Annotated in this window: 25 protein-coding genes; 7 read left to right on the top strand and 18 right to left on the bottom strand. The window is 64.9% G+C overall.

Annotated elements, in window-relative coordinates; all coding sequences use genetic code 11:
• Nucleotides 1–10: 10 nt before the first annotated feature.
• From ACED18_RS14455 to argE, 5 genes are all read right to left on the bottom strand, one after another.
• Nucleotides 11–1,060 (bottom strand): tartrate dehydrogenase, encoded by a 1,050-nt coding sequence (locus ACED18_RS14455; RefSeq protein ID WP_377293397.1) that lies wholly within the window; start codon nucleotides 1,058–1,060, stop codon nucleotides 11–13.
• Nucleotides 1,061–1,070: 10 nt separating this feature from the next.
• Nucleotides 1,071–2,534: an aldehyde dehydrogenase family protein gene (locus tag ACED18_RS14450; protein WP_377293395.1), complete on the bottom strand. Its 1,464-nt coding sequence runs from the start codon at nucleotides 2,532–2,534 to the stop codon at nucleotides 1,071–1,073.
• A gap of 167 nt (nucleotides 2,535–2,701) precedes the next feature.
• The gene (locus ACED18_RS14445) at nucleotides 2,702–3,070 is read right to left on the bottom strand and encodes a cupin domain-containing protein (protein ID WP_377293393.1); all 369 of its coding nucleotides are present in this window, start codon (nucleotides 3,068–3,070) and stop codon (nucleotides 2,702–2,704) included.
• A 26-nt stretch (nucleotides 3,071–3,096) separates the two neighbouring features.
• Complete coding sequence (locus ACED18_RS14440; RefSeq protein WP_377293391.1) at nucleotides 3,097–4,020, bottom strand: 2-hydroxyacid dehydrogenase; 924 nt, start codon at nucleotides 4,018–4,020, stop codon at nucleotides 3,097–3,099.
• A 13-nt stretch (nucleotides 4,021–4,033) separates the two neighbouring features.
• On the bottom strand, nucleotides 4,034–5,158 hold the full coding sequence (gene argE, locus ACED18_RS14435) for an acetylornithine deacetylase (RefSeq protein ID WP_377293389.1): 1,125 nt from the start codon (nucleotides 5,156–5,158) through the stop codon (nucleotides 4,034–4,036).
• Nucleotides 5,159–5,395: 237 nt separating this feature from the next.
• Between argE and ACED18_RS14430 the strand changes: the two genes are divergently transcribed.
• A complete protein-coding gene (locus tag ACED18_RS14430) occupies nucleotides 5,396–6,298 on the top strand; it encodes a GNAT family N-acetyltransferase (RefSeq protein WP_377293387.1) in 903 nt (300 codons plus the stop codon).
• 102 nt (nucleotides 6,299–6,400) lie between these two features.
• Here ACED18_RS14430 and ACED18_RS14425 read toward each other — a convergent pair whose 3' ends face one another.
• Nucleotides 6,401–6,805: a type II toxin-antitoxin system VapC family toxin gene (locus ACED18_RS14425; protein WP_377293385.1), complete on the bottom strand. Its 405-nt coding sequence runs from the start codon at nucleotides 6,803–6,805 to the stop codon at nucleotides 6,401–6,403.
• Entirely contained in the window at nucleotides 6,802–7,059 is a 258-nt protein-coding gene (locus ACED18_RS14420) for a type II toxin-antitoxin system VapB family antitoxin (protein ID WP_377293383.1), read from the bottom strand. Before ACED18_RS14420 ends, ACED18_RS14425 begins: the two co-directional genes overlap by 4 nt.
• Nucleotides 7,060–7,250: 191 nt before the next feature.
• Between ACED18_RS14420 and ACED18_RS14415 the strand changes: the two genes are divergently transcribed.
• From ACED18_RS14415 to ACED18_RS14405, 3 genes are all read left to right on the top strand, one after another.
• On the top strand, nucleotides 7,251–8,384 hold the full coding sequence (locus tag ACED18_RS14415; protein ID WP_377293381.1) for an RHE_PE00001 family protein: 1,134 nt from the start codon (nucleotides 7,251–7,253) through the stop codon (nucleotides 8,382–8,384).
• A gap of 319 nt (nucleotides 8,385–8,703) precedes the next feature.
• Nucleotides 8,704–9,471, top strand: coding sequence for an SDR family NAD(P)-dependent oxidoreductase (locus ACED18_RS14410; RefSeq protein ID WP_377293379.1), 768 nt, complete (start codon nucleotides 8,704–8,706; stop codon nucleotides 9,469–9,471).
• A gap of 10 nt (nucleotides 9,472–9,481) precedes the next feature.
• Nucleotides 9,482–10,720 (top strand): D-arabinono-1,4-lactone oxidase, encoded by a 1,239-nt coding sequence (locus tag ACED18_RS14405; RefSeq protein WP_377293377.1) that lies wholly within the window; start codon nucleotides 9,482–9,484, stop codon nucleotides 10,718–10,720.
• Between the two features lie 63 nt (nucleotides 10,721–10,783).
• Here the strand turns inward: ACED18_RS14405 and ACED18_RS14400 are convergent, their stop codons facing one another.
• Nucleotides 10,784–11,689: a LysR family transcriptional regulator gene (locus ACED18_RS14400; protein ID WP_377293375.1), complete on the bottom strand. Its 906-nt coding sequence runs from the start codon at nucleotides 11,687–11,689 to the stop codon at nucleotides 10,784–10,786.
• 261 nt (nucleotides 11,690–11,950) lie between these two features.
• Here ACED18_RS14400 and ACED18_RS14395 point away from each other — a divergent pair, with 261 nt between their 5' ends.
• Entirely contained in the window at nucleotides 11,951–12,406 is a 456-nt protein-coding gene (locus tag ACED18_RS14395) for a cupin domain-containing protein (RefSeq protein ID WP_377293372.1), read from the top strand.
• 109 nt (nucleotides 12,407–12,515) lie between these two features.
• Here the strand turns inward: ACED18_RS14395 and ACED18_RS14390 are convergent, their stop codons facing one another.
• The 4 genes from ACED18_RS14390 to ACED18_RS14375 all read right to left on the bottom strand — a co-directional run bounded on the left by ACED18_RS14390 (nucleotide 12,516) and on the right by ACED18_RS14375 (nucleotide 15,187).
• Entirely contained in the window at nucleotides 12,516–13,307 is a 792-nt protein-coding gene (locus ACED18_RS14390) for a sulfite exporter TauE/SafE family protein (protein ID WP_377293370.1), read from the bottom strand.
• A gap of 83 nt (nucleotides 13,308–13,390) precedes the next feature.
• A complete protein-coding gene (locus tag ACED18_RS14385) occupies nucleotides 13,391–13,807 on the bottom strand; it encodes a DUF6691 family protein (protein WP_377293368.1) in 417 nt (138 codons plus the stop codon).
• Nucleotides 13,807–14,235, bottom strand: coding sequence for a YeeE/YedE family protein (locus tag ACED18_RS14380; RefSeq protein WP_377293366.1), 429 nt, complete (start codon nucleotides 14,233–14,235; stop codon nucleotides 13,807–13,809). Before ACED18_RS14380 ends, ACED18_RS14385 begins: the two co-directional genes overlap by 1 nt.
• Before the next feature lie 16 nt (nucleotides 14,236–14,251).
• Nucleotides 14,252–15,187, bottom strand: a complete 936-nt coding sequence (locus ACED18_RS14375; protein WP_377293364.1) for an MBL fold metallo-hydrolase — start codon at nucleotides 15,185–15,187, stop codon at nucleotides 14,252–14,254.
• A gap of 125 nt (nucleotides 15,188–15,312) precedes the next feature.
• On the opposite strand from ACED18_RS14375, the gene ACED18_RS14370 reads away from it, so the two are divergent.
• Entirely contained in the window at nucleotides 15,313–15,960 is a 648-nt protein-coding gene (locus ACED18_RS14370; protein WP_377293362.1) for a peroxiredoxin, read from the top strand.
• Nucleotides 15,957–16,382, top strand: a complete 426-nt coding sequence (locus tag ACED18_RS14365; RefSeq protein WP_377293360.1) for an ArsR/SmtB family transcription factor — start codon at nucleotides 15,957–15,959, stop codon at nucleotides 16,380–16,382. Before ACED18_RS14370 ends, ACED18_RS14365 begins: the two co-directional genes overlap by 4 nt.
• A 58-nt stretch (nucleotides 16,383–16,440) precedes the next feature.
• Here ACED18_RS14365 and ACED18_RS14360 read toward each other — a convergent pair whose 3' ends face one another.
• From ACED18_RS14360 to ACED18_RS14335, 6 genes are all read right to left on the bottom strand, one after another.
• A complete protein-coding gene (locus tag ACED18_RS14360; protein ID WP_377293358.1) occupies nucleotides 16,441–17,517 on the bottom strand; it encodes an ABC transporter ATP-binding protein in 1,077 nt (358 codons plus the stop codon).
• Between the two features lie 4 nt (nucleotides 17,518–17,521).
• On the bottom strand, nucleotides 17,522–18,352 hold the full coding sequence (locus ACED18_RS14355) for a carbohydrate ABC transporter permease (protein WP_377293356.1): 831 nt from the start codon (nucleotides 18,350–18,352) through the stop codon (nucleotides 17,522–17,524).
• Nucleotides 18,353–18,357: 5 nt separating this feature from the next.
• Entirely contained in the window at nucleotides 18,358–19,290 is a 933-nt protein-coding gene (locus ACED18_RS14350; RefSeq protein WP_377293354.1) for a carbohydrate ABC transporter permease, read from the bottom strand.
• A gap of 141 nt (nucleotides 19,291–19,431) precedes the next feature.
• Nucleotides 19,432–20,691, bottom strand: a complete 1,260-nt coding sequence (locus tag ACED18_RS14345; protein WP_377293352.1) for an ABC transporter substrate-binding protein — start codon at nucleotides 20,689–20,691, stop codon at nucleotides 19,432–19,434.
• 40 nt (nucleotides 20,692–20,731) lie between these two features.
• Nucleotides 20,732–21,907, bottom strand: a complete 1,176-nt coding sequence (locus ACED18_RS14340) for a PLP-dependent transferase (RefSeq protein WP_377293350.1) — start codon at nucleotides 21,905–21,907, stop codon at nucleotides 20,732–20,734.
• Entirely contained in the window at nucleotides 21,904–22,623 is a 720-nt protein-coding gene (locus ACED18_RS14335; RefSeq protein WP_377293348.1) for a FadR/GntR family transcriptional regulator, read from the bottom strand. The genes ACED18_RS14340 and ACED18_RS14335 overlap by 4 nt, the downstream gene beginning before the upstream one ends.
• Nucleotides 22,624–22,922 lie beyond the last annotated feature (299 nt).

The raw sequence follows: 22,922 nt of genomic DNA, 5'->3' as shown, positions 1-22,922 counted from the left end.
GGGCGTGTCCTTATTCAGCGGTGAGCGCGGCGATGACCGCAGCGGTGATCGTGTCGGTCGAATCCCGGCCCGCAACCGTGCCGATGCCCTTGGCCGTGACGGTGGAAAGGGCGGCCATGACGCGGGCGGCGGCATCCCGTTCGCCGAGATGGTCGAGCATCATCGCGCCGGACCAGATGGTGGCGATCGGGTTGGCGATGCCCTGGCCGGCAATGTCCGGCGCCGAGCCGTGGACGGGCTCGAACATGGAGGGGGCGGACCGGTCGGGATTGATGTTGGCAGACGCCGCAAAGCCGAGCCCGCCCTGAATGGCGGCGCCGAGATCCGTCAGGATATCGCCGAAGAGGTTGGAGGCGACGATGACGTCGAGGCTTTCCGGTGCGAGTACCATGCGGGCGGCGAGCGCATCGACATGGTAGCTCGTCACCTCGACATCCGGATAGTCGGCGGAAAGCGTCTTCGTGATCTCGTCCCAGAAGACCATCGAATGTTTCTGCGCATTGGACTTCGTCACGGAAGCGAGCTTGCCGCGCCGCGCGCGGGCCTGCTCGAAGCCGAAGCGGATGATGCGCTCGACGCCCTTGCGGGTGAAGATCGAGGTTTCAACGGCGACTTCATTGTCGAGCCCCTGATGGACGCGCCCGCCGGCACCTGAATATTCGCCCTCGGTGTTCTCGCGAATGCAGAGAATGTCGAAGCCTTCCGCCTTCAGCGGACCCTGCACACCGGGCAGAAGCCGGTGCGGGCGGATATTGGCATATTGCACGAAGGCCTTGCGGATCGGCAGCAGCAGGCCGTGGAGCGAGACCGAATCCGGCACCTCCGCCGGCCAGCCGACCGCGCCGAGAAGAATGGCGTCGAAGGCGCTGAGCGTCTCGATCCCGTCTTCCGGCATCATCCGGCCGGTTTCCTTGTAGAAGGCGCAGGACCACGGGAATTCCTTAGCCTGAAGCGAAAAGCCGGAGGTTTCGGCAACGGTTTGCAGCACCGCCCAGGCGGCGTCGGTAACGTCGCGGCCAATGCCGTCGCCGGGGATCAATGCGATCGTGTGGGTTTTCATCTCTTCATCCTCAAAGACTGATGAGCACGCTCTTACTCTTGCGGTTCGCCTCATAGGCCTCGCGGCCGAGATCCTTGCCGATGCCGGAGCGCTTGTAGCCGCCGGTGGGCAGGATATGGTCGCGCGAGCGGCTGTAGCGGTTGACCCAGACCGTGCCGGCCTCCAGCGCGCGGGCAAAGCGCAGCGTGCGGGAGAGGTCGATGGTGAAGAGGCCGGCGGCCAGGCCGTAGACCGGGTGGGCGGAAAGGGCGAGCGCTTCCTCTTCCGTCTCGAAGGTCTGGACGGTCAGCACGGGGCCGAAAATTTCCTCGACAATGGCCGGATTGTCCTGCGCCACGCCGCCGATCAGCGTCGGTGCGTAGAAATAGCCGGCACCCTCCATCGCGTCGCCGCCCGTCAGGCATTCGCCGCCGGCAGCCTTCGCGGCCTCCACGATGCTGGCGATGCGGCCGCGCTGGCGCTCGGAAATGATGGGGGAATATTGCGTGCCCGTCTCCCAGGTCGGGCCGGGGCGGGCGGCCTGCATGCGGGCGATGATCGCGGCGATGAGTTCATCGGCGACGGATTTTTCCACGATCAGCCGTGTGCCGGCCACGCAGGCCTGCCCCGCATTGAAGATCACGCTGCCGGCAATCGCGGCGGCGGCCTTGTCGAGATCGGCATCGGCAAAGACGAGCTGCGGGCTCTTGCCGCCGAGTTCCAGCGTCATCGGCTTGACGCCGGTGCGGGCGATGTTTTCCATGATGGCGGAGCCCGCCCGCGTCGAGCCGGTGAAGCTCACCTTGGCGATATCGGCATGTCCGGTCAGCGCATTGCCGGTCGTCGGGCCGTCGCCGAGAACGACGTTGATGAGGCCGGCCGGAATGCCGGCCCTGACGGCCAGTTGCGCCATGTAGACGGTCGAGAAGGGCGTCATTTCCGAGGGCTTGATGATGACGGCGTTGCCGGCGGCGAGCGCGGGGCCCAGCTTCCAGCCGGCCATGGAGACGGGAAAGTTCCACGGCGTGATGGCGCCGACCACGCCATAGGGCTCGCTGAGCGTCATGCCGAAGGTCTGGTCGTCGGTCGGCACGACATCGCTGCCTTCCTTGTCGGCAAATTCCGCGAAGAAGCGGATCTGCTCGGCGGTGACGGCAATGTCGCCGGCCACGAGCTGGCCGACGGGCCGGGTGGAGGAGAGCGCCTCGATCTTCGCCAGCGTCCCGGCTTCCGCTTCGATGAGGTCGGCCCAGGCCTGCAGCGCCTTCGTGCGCTCGCGGGGGCGCACGCCGCCCCAGTTGCTGGATGCGAGCGCCGCCTTGGCGTTTTCCACCGCGCGGTCCACCAGCTCGGCGTCGGCGACCGGGCAATGCACATAGGCCCTGCCATCGGAGGGCCGGTGCATGTCGAGGCCGTCTGCGGCCGAGATCAGGGCACCGCCGATGAAATGGCCGACCGGCAGGTCAAGCGTGTCGGGATTGAAGCTCAGGCTCATCGTGGCGGTTCCTTCCAGTCTTTGCCTGACACTAACTGGAACTGCCGAGCACGAATGGTTGCGTGCGCCGCACCGCGCCGACGTTTCTTGCGTTTTGATGCCGGGCGGCAGACAAATCTTTTGCCTTGCCGCCCGCGTAAGGGGTCGCGGGGAATGGCGCCCTTGCGTCAGTTCACGACGACGTAGATCTTGCGCACCGTTTCGATCGTCTTCCAGACGCCGGTGAAGCCCGGCTTCATGACGAAGCTGTCGCCGGCCCGGTAGATCACCGGTTCGCCGCCATCGGGGGTGATTTCGACCACGCCGGAGAGGATCTGGCAGAACTCGAAGACCTCGCCCTTGATCGACTTCGTTTCGCCGGGGGTGGCTTCCCATACGCCGGACAGCACCTTGCCATCCTTGGCCTCGTCCATCGCCCAGGTCTTGAAGGCGGGCGCGCCGGCAATCAGCCGCTCGGGCAGGGGGCCGGATTCCTTCGGCGCGAAGGTCGGGTTCGGATCAAGCGTTTTCAGGAGAGACGTTTTCGAGAGAGACATGGCGTTCCTTTCAGGAGGTTTGCGGTTCAGTAGCCGCGCGAACGATCGATGAGACCGATCGGGTCGCGTCCGGAGAGATGCAGGCGGATATTGTCGATGACGGCGCGGGCCGCCGATTCCGGCTGGGTCACGCTGGCAATATGCGGGGTGAGAATGATCTTCGGATGCCGCCAGAGCGGATGATCGGCCGGCAGGGGCTCCGGATCGGTGACATCGATCATGGCGGCGGCGATGTGGCCGCTGTCGAGGGCCGCCAGCAGTGCTGCCTGATCGAGCTGCGGGCCGCGCCCGACATGGATGAGGGCCGCACCATGCGGGAGTTTCGCAAACAGCGCGGCGTCCAGAAACCCGCGCGTTTCTGCCGTCAGCGGCAGCAGGCAGACGAGAATGTCGGTCTGGGCCAGCATCGTCGCAAGCCCGGCCGCGCCGTGATGGCAGATCACGCCCTCCATGGCGCGGGGGCTGCGGCTCCAGCCGGCGAGCGGAAAGCCGAACGGCTTCAGCCGCTCAAGCACGGCCTCGGCCAGCATGCCGAGGCCGAGAATGCCGATGCGGCGGTCTTGCGCCTGCATCTGCGGCAGGGGCGACCACAGGCCCTGCCGCTGCCGGTCGAGATAGGCGGGCAGGTTGCGGTGCAGCGCCAGCGCGGCGAGCAGCACATATTCCTGCATCATCCGCACGATGCCGTCCTCGACCATGCGCACGACCTTCACATGCCGGGGAATGGCCGCCAGATCGAGCTGATCGACGCCTGCGCCGATGGAAAACAGGATGTCCAGATTGCGGTAGCGCGCCAGATCCGCAGGCGTCGTCCAGGTCAGCAGATAGCGCACCGCGTCGGGATCGACGGTCGCCGCATCCATGCGGAAGGGGATGTCGGGCAGGGCGCTTGCGAAGGCCTGCGAAAACACCGCGCCGCGTTTTGCATCCGAATTGAAGAGGAAGGTCATTGGTTTTGCTTCCTTATGCCGCGCAGTGTGCACCCAGCGCTTCGAGGAAGCGCTGGCAGGCAAAAAGTTCGCTTTCGAGAATGAACTCGTCCGGCTTGTGGGCGCGGCCGATATCGCCGGGGCCGCAGATCAGCGCGTCGATGCCGGCGGCCTGATAGAGCCCGGCCTCGGTGCCATAGCTGACGGCGCGAAGCGGCGTTTCGCCGGTCAGCTCTTCCACGAGAGCGGCGAGCGGGCTTTGCGGTGAAAGCGCCAGCGCCGGATAGGCGCTCATCTCCTCCCACGCGATAGCGAAGCCCTGCGCGCGCAGGGCCTCCGCCGCCGTGCGGATGGGGCCGAGCAGTTCGACGGGATTGACGCCGGAGATGGCACGCGCCTCCAGTTCCAGCGTGGCGAGGTCGGGCACGATGTTGACCGCCTTGCCGCCGGCCATCACGCCGGCCTGCAGGGACGAGTAGGCGGGCTCGAAGGCGGCATCGAAGGGCCCTTGCGTCAGGCGCGCCGCCTGATCGATTGCCGCATTCAGCACGTCTGCCATCGCGTGGATCGCGTTGAGGCCCAGATCGGGCCGCGAGGAATGGCCGGCGCGACCGCGGATCGTCACCCGCGCGGCGGCCTTGCCCTTGTGGGCGAGCACGGCGCGCATGTTGCTGGGTTCCCCGATGATGGCGCCGAGCGGTGGCGCGCACAGATCCGGCAGCCGCGCGATGAGATGCGGCACGCCCCGGCAGCCGGCCTCCTCGTCATAGGAGAAGGCGAGGTGGATGGGGCGCTTCAGCCCCAGCGCGGCGAGGCGCGGCACGGCGGCGAGCGCTGCGGCGAGGTAGCCCTTCATGTCGGTCGTGCCCCGCCCGAAGAGCCGGTCTCCCTCGCGGCGCAGGCGGAACGGCGGCGATGTCCATTCGCCGGGGGCGGCGGGCACCACATCCATATGGCCGGAAACGATGTAGCCCGGCACGTCGCGCGGTCCGAGCGTGGCGAAGAGATTGCAGCGGTCGCCTTCCGGGCCGGGCAGCACGGTGGCCGGAATGCCATGGCGGCCAAGATAGTCGACGATCCAATCGACGATTGCGCCGTTCGGCATGCCGACGACGCTGTCGAAGGATACCAGCTTTTCCAGAATTTCGGTTGCGGTCATGGTTTTCCCGATGCGGCCTCCGGCCGTCTGTGACATGGTTCGCCAGGTCGCCAGCATGGCGCTTTTCGGCGGGATTGCGTGCCGAAGCCGCGCGGGTTTTGGTTGAATCTTGTGTGTCGCGGTCGCTTTCGAGCAAATTCTGCGGCGCTTGCGGCTTTATCATCGGCGCATTGTCCGGCACGATCGCGGATAAGGCGACAGGCTTGAGCGTGCAGGAACGTCTTTCGAGGATGGATCGTGGTTGATACGGCAGGCCCCGGCGAAAAAATCCAGATCGATGCCTTCGCGATCGCGATCGGCGCGGTCGGGCAGGCCGATCTCGCGCAGTTGCACGCGCTGTCCATCTCGGTCGGCTGGCCGCACCGGGCCGAGGACTGGCAGTTCCTGCGCGCGGTCGGCGAGGGCGTGGTGGCGAACGACGAGATCGGCCGCATCATGAGCTCGGCCATGTGGTTTCGCCAGTCGCCGGAGCTGGCGACGATCGGCATGGTCATCACCTCGCCGCGCCTGCAGACGCAGGGAACCGGCCTGTGGCTGATGGAATATGCGCTGCGGGATCTTCACGGGTCGAACCTCAGGCTGAATGCGACGCGCGCCGCCCAGCGGCTCTATCTCTCGCTCGGCTTCAAGCCGGAAATGAAGGTCTATCAGTGCCAGGGTCTCGTCACCCGCGTGCCGGATGACGTGGCGGCCGCCGGCACGCTGCGCGCCCTGGAAAGCGCGGATCTGGCGGCGGCGGTGGCGCTGGATGCGACCGCCTTCGGCGTGCCGCGCGCCGCGCTCCTGGAAAAGCTCTTCGGCCAGTCGCGCGGCTACGGCCTGTTTCGCGACGGCCGGCTGGTCGCCTTCGCCCTGTGCCGCCGCTTCGGCCGCGGCCATGTGGTGGGGCCCATCGTTGCCGCCGACGATGCGGATGCGCTCTGCGTGGTCACGCCGCACATGCGCGACCACAAGGACACGTTCCTGCGCCTCGACACCCATTTCGGCAGCGGCGCCTTCGCCGTCGAGGTCGTGCAAAGCGGCCTGACCGTCTTCGACACCGTGCTGACCATGTCGCTCGGCAAAACGCTTGCGGATTTCGCACCGGAGGCGCCGGACGCCCCGCGCACCTACGGGCTGGTGAGCCAGACACTCGGCTGACGTGACGGGACGCCGCCGCGTCACGCCGGTCTCTCTGGAGAACAGACGCGATCGTGCCGCTTTTTCCGGCCCGACCAACGACCACGTCAACGCCAGGAACGCTCACGTCATCGACGAGGCGGGATGCAGCTTGAGATCCGTTTGCCCGAAGTCGTTGCCTTTGAAGAGCAGGGGCGCCTTGGCGATGGCGGAAACGGCGTAGGAAAAGCAGTCTCCCATATTGAGACTTGCCGGATGCTGCCCCTTGCCAAAGCGACGGAAAGCGTCTTCGGCGGCGCGGTAGTGCTTCTCGTCAAACACGACAGTCGTCACGTTCGCAGTTTTGGCAAGCTGCTCAACGATGCTGGCGGCACTCGCGAAACCTTTGCCCGTAAGAACCATTCGTGCCTCAAGCAAGGTTGGCCAACCGATAATCACCGGCTCACGTCCCATCAGTATTCTGAAGGTCTCCGCCTCTGGCTCCCTCATGGATATCGCAACAACGACAGAGGTATCGACGGCGATCATATCGGCAGACCGTTCTCGTCGTAAAACTCGTCGTGATTGGAGGTCGTGCCGGCTTTGATATTTGCCAGATCCTTGGCAGCCAAGTCCCACACAGCGTCCATGGGATAGCGGACGCTGCCGGCACGCAGTTCCTGATCATAGCGTTCAAGCGCAATTTCGACGAGCCGGTTGATCGGCTGGCCGGTACGGCGGGAAAGCGCATGGGCCAGCTCGCGCGCCTTGCTGCTGCGGATGGAAAGCTGCGGTTCGGACATCGCTCGTCTCGCTGTTTGGACCCGCTGAACATAGGTCTTCCGGACGGTGATGGCAACAATCACGCCCGAGCCATCTCATCATCGATAAGATTTAGTTATCGGCAGTGAATACCTTGAGCCACGGTCGGGTCGTCTGTTGAACTCTAAGTGGCACATGGATTTCGCTTAACGAATCCTTTACCATAATTTCAATGTCTTATGATCTCACGAAAATGCCCGTTCATGCACTCCTGCGGCCTGTCTCCGACGCCGCCGTGGCGCTTGTCCGGCTCGATGAGCGCCTCCATCGGTCCCCCGTCGGCGGAGGGCTTGTCGAACGGTCTCACTTTCTCGATGCGCATGCCTCGCTCTGGGTGGATGGCGAGCTCGTTCATCTCGAGGATCTTGTCCTGCATGATGCGCTGCGCGACATTCGTGCGCCGACCCACGAACTCACCATTGCCCGCGACATTCTGAAAACCCGACGGCGCATCGCCGCGCATCCGCCGGGCTGGGCGCTGTCGGCCGCCGGTCTCGCCTCGTTGCGCGGACGGGTGACGGCACCGGCATCGCCGGATGGCGATACGGTGCCCCTGCCGGAGGAAGAGATGGGCGTGTCCGCCGCACCGGCCGCGCATGGGCAGGTGCAGGATGCGGAGGCCGACGAACTGGATGACGCCTTCGCGGCAATCGACGCTGTGCTCGCCCGCTCCGATGCCGCCATCGAGGAGGCCAGGGCGCCGGCGGGCGCCCGAAGCGCAACCCACAAGGATCCCCTGGTCTACGACCTTGATTGGGATGAGGACGAGCGTCTGGAGGCGTGGCGGGACGTTCTGGCCCGCGTCCAGGATTTTCCGCCGGTGATGCAGGCGGTCGTCGCTCTCGATGCCTGGAACGAGATCGCGGTGCTTCAGCATGCGCCTTGGCTCGGGCGCCTGCTGGCTGCCTCTCTCCTGCGCGATGGCGGCCTCACGACCGGCGACCATCTCGCCGCCATCAATCTCGGGCTCAAGGCCATTCCCGTCGACCGGCGCCGGCATCGGGATCGGGAAACACGACTGCTGGCGATTGCCAAGGCGATGACGATCGCTGCCGAAACGGGGCTCAAGGAACATGATAGGCTGGCACTGGCGCGGCAGATGATGCAGCGAAAGCTCGCGGGACGTCGGACGTCGTCGAAACTTCCCGAGCTTGTCGACCTCGTCATGGCGCGGCCGCTGATCTCGGCCGGCATGGTGGCGAAGGCGCTGGACGTCACGCCACAGGCAGCGCGGCGGATCGTGCAGGAACTGGGGTTGAGAGAGATGACGGGCCGGGGGCGGTTCCGGGCTTGGGGGATCATGTAGGGCCAGCCGCCGCGCATCCTTGGTGGCGCGGACACATCAGGGCACAGGATCGAACATCACGCTGGCCGGATGGCGCAGCGCCGCCCGTGCCGGTTTGAGGGGCGAGGGCTTTCCCGTCGGGGATGGGCGCTGCCAAGCGGGTCTCGGCTGAAACGGGATGTGTGCCGCTGCTGTTGCAAAGATGGACGAACCCGTTGCAATGGGCCAGACTGCGATCTCGAAACAGGGGCGGAAAGCCCGTGGGGTGGGATGCAGGATCGGCCCGATGGGGTGTCCCTGATCCATTCTCCAGGGCTTCGACGCGGCGAAAGGAGACCCCATGGCGGGACGGCTTGACGGAAAGGTGGCGCTGATCAGTGGGGGCGCCGGCGGTTGCGGGCTGGCCGCGACGGAGCTTTTTGCGCGCGAAGGTGCCGCAGTCGGGATTGTCGATCTCCCGAAGAGCGAGGGTGCGGCGGTTGCGGCACGGCTGCGCGCCGACGGCTACCGGGTGGCCTTCGCGGCGGCCGATGTTTCCGATGAAGGACAGGTGGCCGCGGCCGTCGCGGCGATTTCGGCCGAGCTCGGCGCGATCACCGTGCTCTTCAACCATGCCGGCACCATCATCATCGGCCCCTTCCTGGAAACCAGCGTTGCGGACTGGGACCGGCTGATGGCCATCAATGTGCGCAGCATGTTCCTGATGACGCGCGCCGTTCTGCCGCAGATGATCGAGGCCGGCGGTGGTTCCATCGTCTGCACCTCCTCGATCTCGGCCGTCGCGGCGACCCCGATGGAGGTGGCCTACAACACGACGAAGGGCGCCTGCCATATGTTCGCCCGCGCCATCGCCGTCGAATTCCGGGATCGCAACATCCGCTGCAATGCCGTCTGCCCCGGCTTCATCCAGACCGCGCATGGCCAGCGCGAGGTCGAGGAACTCACCCGCCATGGCGTGGATGTCTCCGAGGCCGCCATTGCCGCCCAGCAGGGCCGCATGTGCCGGCCGGACGAGGTGGCGAAGGCCGCCCTTTATCTCGCCAGCGACGAGTCGAGCTTCGTCAACGGTGCGCATCTGTTCGTCGATAACGGCTTTACCGCGGTCTGAGGAGAAGACGATGGGTCTCGAAAAGGGTGGCATGTGGCGCAACTGGGTCGGCAACCAGTATTGCGTCTCGCAGTTCAGGGCGACGCCGGAGACGGAGGCCGAGGTGGCCGAACTCGTGCACGAGGCCAACCGGCGCGATCTTGCCGTGCGCGTGGCGGGATCGGGACATTCCTTCACGCCTGTGGTGGGCACCAACGGACTGCTTCTGTCGCTGGAAAGGCTGCGCGGCGTTCAGTCGGTCGACAAGGCGCGCCGGCAGATCACGGTCGCCGGCGGCACCCGCATCAACGAGATCGGCAGGACGCTGAAGGAACACGGGCTTTCGCTCACCAACCAGGGCGACATCGACAGCCAGGCGGTCGCCGGCGCCTTCACCACCGGCACGCACGGCACGGGCATCACGCTCGGCAATCTCGCCTCCTCCATTGCCGGCATGCGGCTGGTGACGGCGAGCGGCGATGTGCTCGACATCGATGGCACCGACTTGGACCTGCTGCATGCTGCCCAGGTCTCGGTCGGTTCGCTCGGCATCATCTCCTCCCTGACGCTGAATGTCATGGATGCCTACAATCTGCATGAAAGGCTCTGGCGCGACGATTTCGAGACCTGCATGGAGCGCCACGACGAACTGGCCGCCAACCACCGGCACTTCGGCTTCTTCTGGTGCCCGGTTCCCGAAAGCCGGCATCTCTACTGCCTGCCGGATACGTCGGCTGTCTCCTCGACCAGCAAGACCGCCGATGTCTGCGAGATGAAGGTGATGGACATCACCACGGCCGCGCCCATGGAAAGCGAATTCGAGAAGATCGCCTATAGTTCCGAGGTCTATCCGATCGAATATGTCCCGAACTTCGTGGAGCTCGAATATGCCGTGCCGCTGGAGCACGGCAAGGCCTCGATCCGCGCCGTGCGCGAGCTGATGCTGACCAAGCACACCAATTGCATCTACCCGATCGAATACCGCTTCACCGCCGGCGATCCCGCCTGGATGAGCCCGTTCCACAAGCAGGACAGCATCACGCTCTCGGTATCCGGCGGCCCCGGCATCGATTACTGGGCCTTCCTCAAGGATGTCGATACCATCCTGCGCGGCTACAATTCGCGTCCCCACTGGGGCAAGATGCACTTCCTCGACACGCAGGACGTGACCGATCTCTATCCGCGCGCCGATGATTTCCGCCAGCTGCGCCGCAGCCTTGATCCCAAGGGACGGTTCCTTAACGACCATCTGCGGATGCTGCTGGGGTAGGAGGTAGAAAACAAAGGCAGGAGCATTGCCCGCTGCCGCCTGCGTATGAACGAGCCCTCAACCTTAGGAGAACGCGTCCTTCGGCAGCCTTTTCACGAGGAAGTCGGTAAAGCGGCGGACCTTCGAGGCGATGTTCCTGTTGTCGGGATAGACGGCATGCACGGGAATGGAGCCAATCGTCCAGTCCTCCAGCAGGCGGACGAGACGGCCGGACCGGATTTCCGGCCCGATCTCGAACATCGGCAGCAGCGTGATTCCGGCGCCGGCGAGAGCCACGTCCCTGAGTGAGATTCCGTCATTGGCGAGATAGCGCGGCACGATGGGAATGCGCAGCGTGTGGCCGTCCTTCCTCAGGATCCACACATTGCCCCATCGCAGGCCGGAAAAGTGCAGGCAGGCGTGGCCCGGCAGATCCATGGGCTCGGCCGGCAGCCCGTGCTTCTCGATATAGTCGGGTGCGGCGCAGAGAACGAGCGGTGAATCGCCGAGATGGCGCGTGATGAGATTGGGCTCGAGGACGATGGTGCCCCGGATGGCGAGGTCATAACCCTCGTCGATCAGATTGACCGCGCGGTGGGAGAAGGTGACGTCGATCGAAAGCGACGGGTTGCGCTTCAGGAACTCGGCGATGATGGGAGCCATGTGGATCTGCGCGAACTCGGGCGGCACGGTCATCTTCAGCCTGCCGACGACTTCCTCCTGGTAGCTGAGCGCCGCTCGCTCCGCTTCGCGGACCTGGGGGATGATGCCGACCAGGGACTGGAAATAGGCCGAGCCCGCCTCGGTCAGCACGACGGCGCGGGTCGAGCGCTGCAGCAGCCGCACCCCGAGCTTGCGCTCGAGGGCCTGAACCTGCGCGCCGACGGTCGCGCGCGACATGCCGAGCTCCTCCGCCGCCCGGGTGAAACTCAAATGCTTGGCTACGGTAATGAAGGCGGCAAGGCCTTCCAGCGGATCGAGGGATCGCATGCTCGATTTTCCAACCAATGATGCTCGATGATCGGTCTTATCATTGCCGGGCCGCCTGATAAACCGGGCGCACCGAAACCGGGGGGCTTCGGACGATGGACATCAAGGGTTCCGGCGTTGCGGCGATGAGCGAAGCCTCAGGCGTTGCGCCCGGACTTCAGTCCGACACCCGGTTTCGCAACGTGCCTGCCGAACGCCGTTCAATCCCGAACCGCGCGGCCACTCACACGATCGATCCGACACACGAAAGGAAAAAGGGAAATGACCTCGAATGCCGAAAGTCTCTGGTTCATGACGGCCCATCTGCTGGTCCACCTGAAGCAGGCGGACAATGCCGACGGCATGTCCATCATCGAGCATCGCATGGCGAAGGATTTCGCGCCGCCGCTGCACGTTCACCACAAGGAAAGCGAGACCTTCTTCATCCTCGAGGGCCGGGTGCGGTTCCAGCGCGACGGCGAGGTCATCGAGACAGCAACGGGCGACACGATCCACATGCCCAAGGGCTGCGTGCACAGCTTCCGCGTCCTGTCCGACAATTGCCGCTTCCTCACCATCACCAACGGCGCCTTCGAGACCATGGTGCGCGCCGCCGCCCGCCCCGCCGCAACGGACGGCCTGCCCGAACAGCTGCCGCCGACGCCCGAACAGCAGCAGACGCTGGCGCAGATCTGCAGCGCACATGCGATCGATCTTCTGGGCCCGCCGATCGCGTGACGACGGCCGTACGCCTGTGGGGGACCGTGTTTGGGCTTTGGCCCCAAGATGCCGCCGCAGGCGCGGTCGCTTCGATGGTCTCGAACACGGGACCATCGGTGTCGGATGATCAGGCGTGCGAGACCGGGCCGAGGCTGCGATAGAGCATATAGGCCGCGACCACGAAAATCAGGGTGGCAAAGAGGCTGTTCAGCGTGCCCTTGCGCGCCGACAGGTGCCTGGCGAGAGCCGATCCTGCAAAGCCGCCAAACGTGCCGCCCACGATGAAAATGATCGCCAGCAGCCAGTCGACATAGCCCGAGAAGGCATAGTTCAAGGCCGTCGTGAGCCCGAAGGCCGTGACCGCCACAAGCGAAGAGCCGATGGCATAAAGGATTGGCATATTGGTGGAAGCGATGAGGCCCGGCACGATCAGGAAGCCGCCTCCAATGCCGAAAAAGCCGGAAAAGACGCCGGTCATGCTGCCGAAGCCAGCCACCTTGTGAATATTCCCGCGCGAACACTGGGCGCCGGGATTGCCCTGTGCACCCCGCGCACGGAACATGAGGGCTCCGACGACCAGCATCAGCAGGGCAAACAGGATCAGCAGCTTCTCGCCGTCGATCATCTTGCCGAAGGTGGAGCCGACGAAGGCGCCGGCAATTCCGGCGATGCTGTAGATCCCCGCGCAGCGCCATTTGACGTTGCCGAGCCGTGCATGTCCGATCAGATTGGTAAAGGCATTGGCGGCCACGGCAAAGGCGCTTGTGCCGATCGCCATGTGCGCACTCGGCACGCCGACGAGATAGACCATCAGCGGCACCGCCAGGATCGAACCGCCCCCGCCGAACAAGCCGAGCGTGAAGCCGACCAGGCCTCCCGACAGGGCGCCAAGACCATATTGCAGCGGTTCGAGCATCATGATGTTATCTCCCGCGTTCAAGCGGCCTTTTTCTGGAGGCTGGGGGTTGGTCACTCACCGGTCCCTGGGGGCTCCGCCTATGGTCACCGCGCCGAAACCATCCGGTAGGCCGCCATGCCGGCGAGCATGGCGAGCGTAAACAGCACCGTTTCCCAACGGCCGGTGACGAGAGAGGCGATCGCGGGGCCGGGGCAGAGGCCCACAAGCCCCCAGCCAAGACCGAACAGGATGGCGCCGCCGATCAGCGGGCGATCGATGACGCGGCTGGTCGGAACGTGAAAGGCAGTGTCGAAGACCGGACGGGTCCGCTTGCGCTTGATCGCGTAGGCAATGGAGGACGGGATCAGCGCCCCGCCCATGACAAAGGCCAGCGATGGATCCCACGCGCCGGTGACGTCGAGAAAGGCGAGGACGCGGGCTGGATTGACCATGTCGGAGATGACGAGCCCTGCGCCGAAGAGAAGGCCGGCGAGGATCGCCGCGAGGAGCCGATAGGCCATCACGCACCTCCTGCTAGATGGCGCATGACAGTGACCGTGACAGCCGCCACGATCATGAAGGTCGCGGTGGCGGCGATCGACCGTGGCGACAGGCGAGCCAGTCCGCAGACCCCGTGGCCGCTGGTGCATCCCGATCCGAGACGCGTTCCGAAACCGACCAGCAATCCGCCGGCGACGAGAAGCAGCGGTGACGCCGTGATCGTCAGATCCGGCTGCCGGATCCAGGTGACGGCCGCTGCAGCGCCGGCAAGGATGCCGCCAAGGAAGCCGAGGCCGAGAAGCCCGGGTCGCGGGCCGGACAGGCCGACCGCGCTTGCGGCAAGGCCGGATATGCCGGCAATGCGCCCGTTCAGCAGCAGGTAGAGCGCCGCCGAGAGGCCGATGAGAAGGCCGCCCGCAAGCGGCCAAAGGACATTGAAACTGGACATGGTTAAGACCGGACCGTTAGAGGGCGTTGACGGGGATCTTCAGGTAGCGGACCCCGTTTTCTTCCGCCGGCGGCATCTGGCCGCCCCGCATGTTCACCTGCACCGACGGCAGGATCAGCTTCGGCATGGCAAGTGTTGCATCGCGCGCGGTCCGCATCGCGACGAATTCGTCTTCGCTGACGCCGTCGTGAACGTGGATATTGCCGGTGCGCTCTGCGTCGACGGTTGTTTCCCAGGCATAGGTATCGCGGCCGGCCGCCTTGTAGTCGTGGCACATGAACATGCGGGCTTCGCCCGGCAATTGGTTCAGCCGCTTGATCGAGCGGTAGAGTGTGCGGGCGTCGCCCCCCGGGAAATCGCAGCGCGCCGTGCCGAAATCCGGCATGAACAGCGTGTCGCCGGGGAAGACCGCGTCGCCGATCACATAGGCAAGGCAGGCCGGCGTATGGCCGGGCACATGCAGCACCGTGGCATCGAGGTTCCCGATCCTGAAACGGTCGCCATCCTGGAAGAGCTGGTCGAACTGGCTGCCGTCGCGCTGGAACTCGGTGCCGGCGTTGAAAATCTTGCCGAACACCTCCTGTACGCGGATGATGTCACGACCGATCGCCAGCTGGCCGCCGATCTCCTTCTGGAGAAAGGGCGCCGCAGACAGGTGATCTGCATGGGCATGCGTCTCCAGAAGCCACTGGACTTCGAGACTTTCAGATTTGACGTAATCAATAAGGGACTGCGCCGAGGCGCTGACGGTCCGGCCGGACGCAGGATCGTAGTCGAGGACGCTGTCGATGATCGCGCAGGCCTTCGACTGGGGATCGCGAACGACATGGCTGACGGTAAAGGTCGCGGGATCGAAGAAGGACGTAACATGCGGGCGCTTCTCCGCATGGCTCAGCGCTTCGCGGACGATGTGCGATGCATGGGTGAGGTGGATATCTGTGCTCGCGGTCATGGGCTTCACTCCTGTCGATGATGTAAAATACATAATTACAATAATAATGCAACAATGAATTTCTGGTGACAAATCGCCTGTATGGCGCTAATCCATTCCGGCACGTTTCCAGGAGGATGGCGGATATGGATGGGGTTGACGTCAGCCAGCCATCGCAGGCACCGACCCTGCGCCTTCACGACCGGGCTCCCGGCTTCCGGGCGCGCTCGACCGCGGGCGATCTCTCGCTGTCGGATTACCGCGGGCGCTGGCTCGTGTTCTTCTCCCACCCGGCCGATTTCACCTCCGTCTGCACGAGCGAATTCATCGCCTTCGCGAAGGCGCAGCCGGACTTCGCAAAGCTCGGTTGCGACCTGCTCGCACTGTCCGTCGACAGTCTCTACGCCCATGTTGCCTGGCTACGGGACATCGAGCGCAGTTTCGGCGTCAAGGTCGGTTTCCCCCTGATCGAGGATTCCGCGATGGTGATTGCACGCGCCTACGGGATGCTGGATGCCGGCTCGCAAAACAGCGGCACGGTTCGCGCCACCTATGTCATCGACCCAGACGGCGTGATCCGCGCCATGGTCTCCTACCCGATGAATGTCGGGCGATCGGTTGCCGAACTGCTGCGCCTCGTCGCCGCGCTCCAGACGTCACAGGCGCAGCACGCCCTGACGCCGGAAGGGTGGCAGCCCGGTGGCGCGCTGATCGAGCCGGCGGCCGCGACGATTGAGGAGGCCGAGCAGATGGGTGACGGTCCCGCATGGTATTACCGGGAGCGCAAGGCATGACGGGCAAGCCTTTGTCCTTTGATGCCATGCAGGCAAAGGCGTCCGAGGCCGCCGAGTTCATGCGTCTGTTCAGCACGCCGAGCCGGCTGATGCTTCTCTGCCATATCGCCGGAAAGGAGCGCTCCGTCGGCGAAATACAGGAAGCGCTGGATTTCAAGCAGCCGGCCCTTTCCCAGCAGTTGGCCGAACTGCGCCAGGCCGGCGTGGTGCAGACGCGGCGCGCCTCGCGGCAGATCTACTACTCGATCGCCGATGCGCGGGTGGAGGCTGTCATGACGATGCTGATGCAGGTGTTCTGCGCCACCGAGCCCGATCCGCTTGCGCCGGCGCAGGCGGCGATGCCCGCCGCCGGCGATCAGGCGGTGAAAGCCCCCGGCTACCCTGGGGAAATGGTGCACTGGGCGCGCCTCGAGGACGGCTGACGCCTTCGCCCCGGCGCTCAATGACCGGCCGGTCGTGCGGCCTCCATGGAGCCCGCCCTTATGCGATCGGTAGCCGGTTGCCGGCCTTGTCGAAGATGTGCAGCCGCTCCTTCGGCAGCCCGATGGTCAGTTGTGTTTGCGACTGGATCAGCGCGCGATCGGTCGAGAAGAGCTTGAACGGTTCGCCGTGGACGAGGAGGTGGAGGATCACGCCGAGGCCGGTCGGCTCCACCAGTTCCACCGTCGCCGCGATGCCGTCCTGCTCCGGCACGACGCTGACGTGTTCCGGGCGGATGCCGAGCGTGACCGCCTCGCCGTCGGCGGCGGGAATGCGGACAGGAAGCGGCAGGCGGAAGCCCTTCGACAGGACGACGGTGCTGGTCTCCCCGCGCTGCTCGACGCGTCCTTCGAGGAAATTCATGCCGGGCGATCCGATGAAGCCGGCGACGAAGAGATTGGCGGGGCGGTCGTAGAGGTCGAGCGGCGCGCCGATCTGCTGCACCGAGCCGGCATTCATGGCGACGATGCGCGAGGCGAGCGTCATGGCTTCGATCTGGTCGTGGGTGACGTAGACGGAGGTGGCGCCGAGGTCGGCATGCATGCGCTTGATCTCGGCGCGCATCTGCTCGCGCAGGCGGGCGTCGAGGTTCGACAACGGCTCGTCGAAGAGGAAGGCCTTCGGCTTGCGCACGATGGCGCGGCCCATGGCGACGCGCTGGCGCTGGCCGCCCGACAGCGCTTTCGGCCGGCGGGCGAGGTAGGGGTCGAGGCCGAGCTTGGCGGAAGCTGCGCTGACGGCTTGCGCGATCACATCCTTCGGGCGGCGACGCAGGCGCAGGCTGTAGCTCATATTGTCGGCCACAGTCATGTGCGGATAGAGCGCGTAGGACTGGAAGACCATCGCGATGTCGCGATCTCTGGGCCGCCGCTCGTTCACCCGCTCGCCGTCGATCGTCAGCGTCCCCGTGGTGATGTCCTCGAGCCCCGCGATCATGCGCAGCAGCGTGGATTTTCCGCAGCCGGACGGGCCGACGAGCACGATGAATTCGCCGTCGCGGATGTCGAGATCGACCTCGTGGAGAACCGAGACCGGGCCGAAGGATTTGCCGACGCGGCTGAGCGCGATGGAAGCCATGGGATTACCCTTTCACCGCGCCGGCCGTCAGGCCCTGCACGAGATAGCGTTGAATGAGCAGGAAGAAGAGGCAGGCCGGGATGAGCGCCAGAACGCCCGCCGCCATCATCTGCCCGAAATCGACGGAGAATTTCGACACGAAGGTGAGAAGGCCGACCGGGAAGGTGGCGCTCGCATTGCCCGAGATCAGCATCAGCGCAAAGAGCAGTTCGCTCCAGGCGGCCGTAAAGACGAAACCGAGTGTCGCGGCAATGCCGGGCAGCGTCAGCGGCAGGATGATCTCGCGAAAGGCGACGAACCGGCTCGCCCCGTCGATCATCGCCGCTTCCTCCAGATCCTTGGGAATGCCGTCGAAGAAGGACTGCATGAGGAAGGTCGCAAACGGCACGTTGAAGGCGGTGTAGACGATGACGAGACCCGTCAGGCTGTTGGTGAGCCCGAGCGGCGAGAGCATCTTGAAGATCGGCGCGACCAGCATGACCAGCGGAAACATCTGGGTGATCAGCATCAGCGCGACGATGGCGTATTTGCCCCGGAAGCGGAAACGCGACAGGGCGTAGCCGGCAAGCGAGGAGAGCGCCGTCACCGCAAGGGAGGTGGAGCCGGCGACGATCAGGCTGTTCTTGAAGAAGGTCGGAAAAGCGCTGTTCTCGATGACGAAGCGATAGTGATCGAGCGTCGCCTGCGATGGCCACAGGCGCACGCCCTCGCTGTAGAGCAGGTCGTTCGGCGTCACCGACACCTTGAGGAGCCAGAAGAGCGGGAAGAGCGCAAAGACGATGTAGGCGAGGATCGCCAGCCGGTGCGCGATGGTGAGGACTAGTCTGCCGGACACGGGGCTCAATCCTTCTCGATCAGGCGCTGGCGGATGATGACGATCAGCATTGAATAGGCCAGCAGCAGGATGAGCAGCACCAGCGCGATGGCTGAGGCGTAGCCGAAATCGAGCCGGCGGAAGGCCTGCGTGAAGATGTAGCTCGCCACGATCTGCGTCCGGTCGGCCGGCCCGCCATTGGTCATGACGATGATGAGGTCGGCGAAATTGGCGATCCACACGGTGCGCAGCAGGATGGTGATGGCGATGGTGGGCGCAAGGAAGGGCAGCGTGATGGAGAGGAAGCGCTGCAGCGGCCCGGCGCCGTCGATCTCGGCGGCTTCATAGAGATCGCGCGGGATGGCCTGAAGCGCAGCCAGCAGCGTGATCGCGAAGAAGGGGATGCCCCACCAGACATTGGCGATGATCGGTCCCCACATGGCCAGATGCGGATCGGCGAGGATATTGTCGGGTGCCTGGAGAATGCCGAGCGCGGCCATCCAGTGCGGCAGGGGGCCGATCACCGGATTGAAGAGCCAGGCCCAGTTGAGGCCAGCCAGAAAGGTCGGCACGGCCCAGGGCAGGAAGACGAGCGCCTGCGCGAGGCCCCTGCCGGCAAAGGGCTTGTCGAGCAGCAGCGCGAGGATCAGCCCGAAGACGAATTGCAGGAAGACCGACGCTCCCGTCCACCACAGCGTGTTGCGCAGCGCCCGGTAGAAGGCCTCGTCCTCGGCCAGCGCCTTGAAATGATCGAGCCCCACGAAGCCGCCGGAGAAAGGGTTCAGGAGCTGGATGTCGCGGAACGCATAGGAAAGCCCGAGCACCAGCGGCACCAGCATGACGGCGACGATGAGCAAGAGCACCGGCGCGCTGTAGAACCAGGGTTCGGCCGCATCGGCAAAGCGGCGAAGCGCGGATTTTCCCGCAGGCCGGGATCGCCCGGTCGATGGGTGTGACATGGATGGCTCCTCGCGCAATGGTGACCGGGAGCGCTCACGCGCGCCCGTCATCGGGATCGGCCGCGACCCCGAGGCGGTGGCGGCGCTGACGGCAGGGATGCCCGGAGGCCAATGTCTCCGGGCATCGGGTTCAGGCAAGGCTTACTTGGTGGCCAGGAACTTCTGCTGGGCCTTGGTCATGTAGTCGGCCCACTGCTTGGCGAGTTCCTCGGGCGTGATGTCGCCGAGAAGCGCTTCCTGCGAGGTCTTGATGACGAGCGAATCCTTGAAGAAGGCGAATTCTTCCAGATAGGTCGGCATCTTCGTCGGCACGGCGTCCTTGTCGGCCAGTTCCTCGAACCAGCCCTTGAACTGCGGGCTGGCATAGAAGGGGTCCTTCTCGGCCGACAGGTGCACGGGCAGCGCGCCGGTCTTCTTGTTCCACTCGATGTTCCCCTCGGGCCCCTCCAGCGTTTCGATCAGCTTCCAGGAGAGATCCTTGTTGGCCGACGACGCCATCATCGACCAGCCGGCAAAGCCGATCGTCGGGAAGGTCTTGCCATCCGGGCCCTTCGGCATGGTCATGATGCCGAAATCCTCGGGCTTCATGCGCTGCGCGATGGCGATCAGCGCATCCGGATCCTGGTCGAGGAAGGCGCAGGTGCCGGAATAGAAGCCCGCGACGATCTCGTTGAAGCCCCAGTTGACGCTGTCCTTCGGCGCGTAGCCGTTCTTGTAGAGGTCGACGAGATAGGTGATGCCCTTGACCCAGCCGGGGCTGTCGAAGGTCGACTTGCCGTCTTCGGTGAAGAAGGCGTTGGAGCCGGCCATGGAGGCGCCGAACATCACCCAGCCGTTCAGCCCGCCCGGACCGCCGCGCAGGCAGTAGCCGTATTTGCCGGGCAGGGCGGAGATCTTCTTGGAGGCGTCCGCAAAGGCTTCCAGCGTCTTCGGCGGTTCCGTCACGCCGGCTTCGGCGAGCAGCTTCTTGTTGTAGAACATGGCGCGCAGGTAGAAGCCGTAGGGCAGCATGTAGGCCGTGTTCTTCACGTCGCGGCCGAGTTCCAGGGCGCGCGGGGTAAGGCCTGCGGTGTGCTCCCACTTGGCGAGATAGGGTTCCAGGCTCTCCAGCATGCCGTTATTGGCGTAAAGAGAAAGCCAGGTATCGGGCATTTCCATCACGTCGGGCACGTCTCCGGCCGAGACCATGGTCGCGAACTTCTGGAAGGCCTCGCTCCAGGGCAGCGAGATGATCTCGACCTTGGTGCCGGGGTTGGCGGCCTCGAACTTGGCGGTCAGGCTCTTCAGCGTCTCCGTGCGCTCGGGGCTGGTGATGACTTCCACCAGCTTCAGGGTGGTGTCGGCCAGTGCCGTTCCCGCCATCAGGGTCGTAAAGACGGCGGCTGCGATCAGTTTCTTCATTTTGCTGCTCCCGGTTTGTTATGGTGAAGTCTCAAGGTGATCAGGCGGCCTTGGTTGCCACCGCGACGGCGTCGGTGATGTCGGCCCACAGCGCTTCCGTGCCTTCGAGGCCGACATGAAGGCGCACCGAGCGCGCGTCGATGCCGAAGGTGTGGGCGGAATTGGGCTGCGCCTTCTGTTCCAGCACCACCTCGCCCGGCACGATCAGGCTTTCATGCCCGCCCCAGGAGACGCCCAGCTTGAAGAGCGAGAGGTGGTTGGCGAAGGCGCGGATATCGACACCGGGCTTGAAGATGAAAGAGAACAGGCCGGATGTGCCGGTAAGCCCCGGCGGCAGGCGGTTGGCAAGGCCCGGATGGCAGACGGTCTCGACCACGTCGAGCGCCTGCAGCCGGCCGGCGATCTCCAGCGCCGATGCCTGGTGCGCCTTCATGCGCAGCGGCAGGGTCCGCAGGCCGCGAATGAGCAGCCAGGCATCGAAGGGCGACATCTTGCCCCCGAGATAGGGGTAGGCCTCGGCGCGCAGCCGGTCGATCATCGCCTTCGAGCCGGCCACCACGCCGGAGACGACGTCGCTGTGGCCACCCAGATATTTGGACGCCGAATGCACGACGAGATCGACGCCGAGCGCGATCGGGTTCTGGAAGATCGGGCTCGCCCAGGAATTATCGATGACGGAGACCGCGCCGTGCTTGCGGGCGATCGCCGCGAGCGCGCCCACGTCATGGGCTTCCATGACCCAGCTCGTCGGGCTTTCGAGGTAGAGAAGCTTCGCGCCCGTCATCGCCTTGTCGATGGCTGCTTCGTCGCGCCCGTCCACATAGGTCACGTCGATCTTCAGGCGTTTCAGCAGCGTCCCGAACAGACGGAAGGCATCGGGATAGACGTGGCGGACGGCGACGATCCGGTCGCCGGGAGCGACGAAGGAGAGCACGGCGGCGGAAATGGCGGCCATGCCGCTCGCAAAGCCGAGCGCATCTTCAGCCCCCTCCAGCTTTGCCAGCATCTCCTCGAACATGCGCACCGTGGGGTTCAGGCCGCGCGTATAGACGGGACGGACCTTCTCGCCGCGATAGGTCTCCAGCATCTCCTCATAGGTCGAGAAGGTGAAGAGCGAGGTCTGCACGATCGGCGGCACCACGGCCTCGAAGGCGTGCGGGCCATCATGCGCCACGATGAGCGATGCGAGCTCTGAGGGGTCGAAGCCTTGGTTCATTGGGACATGTCCTTGATGTCTTCCTCGACGATCGAGAGGATCTTGAGGGTTTCCTCCCGCGCCGCCTCGGCATTCCCGGCCACGATCGCGTTGAACAGCGTGCGATGGAACGGAAAGGAGCGGGCCGCGAAATCGGGACGGTCGAAGGGCTTGGACCAGAAGCGCTCGAAACCCTCGCGCATCTGCTCCAGAAGCTGGCGAAACAGGGGGTTGTGGGTTGAATCATAGATGGAAAGGTGGAAGGCGAGGTCGGACTTGCCCGAGGTCCCCTCTGCGAGGTGGACAGTCTCCATTTCCACCAGCCGCGCCTCCATGATGGCGATGTCCGCCTGGGTACGGCGACGCGCGGCTGCCATGGAGGCTTCGATCTCGATGCCACGGCGCACTTCCAGCGTCATCAGCAGCGCATCGCGCAGGCTCTGGGCGTCGATGGAGATCGGCATGTGCACGGTGGCGGCCGAAATCGGCTTCAGCAGATAGGTGCCGCTGCCCTTGCGGCTTTCGATGACGCCGAGCGCCTGGAACTTGCGCAGAACCTCGCGGATCGTCGAGCGCCCGACATTCAGCGCCACCATCATTTCCCGCTCCGTCGGCAGGCGCGACCCGGGCGCGAGGCCGGCCCGCTCCACAAAGTCCGACAGCGCCTTTTCCACCTGCACCACCCGGTCGGCGGGCGGAAGCGGCTGGATCAACGCGTTGTCGGCGGATCGCACCATGGGACACGGGCCTTCATAAATTGGTCTGACATCTTACCTATGCACTGATTTCGGCCCATTTCAAGAGGGCTGCCCGACGCGCGACGATTGGATGGCGCTTTGCCGTCCCGGCACCTCCTGCGGCCGGCAGCACGGGGCATTGCAGCGGAAGCGTTCCAGCTTCGGCGGCAGACAATTCGGCAAAAACAGAAGCATAGAGCTTTGCAGGTGATCGCGTGATCACCCGGAAGGCTTCGATGGAAAACACAACACGGACGGGATGAACCGGAAGTATTATCTAAAGAAGATGAATTCGATAA

Source organism: Rhizobium sp. SG2393, assembly GCF_042610495.1.
Taxonomy (GTDB): domain Bacteria; phylum Pseudomonadota; class Alphaproteobacteria; order Rhizobiales; family Rhizobiaceae; genus RU20A.
The sequence above is the reverse complement of the archived record's forward strand: the minus strand, read 5'-3'. Positions and strand labels throughout refer to the sequence as shown.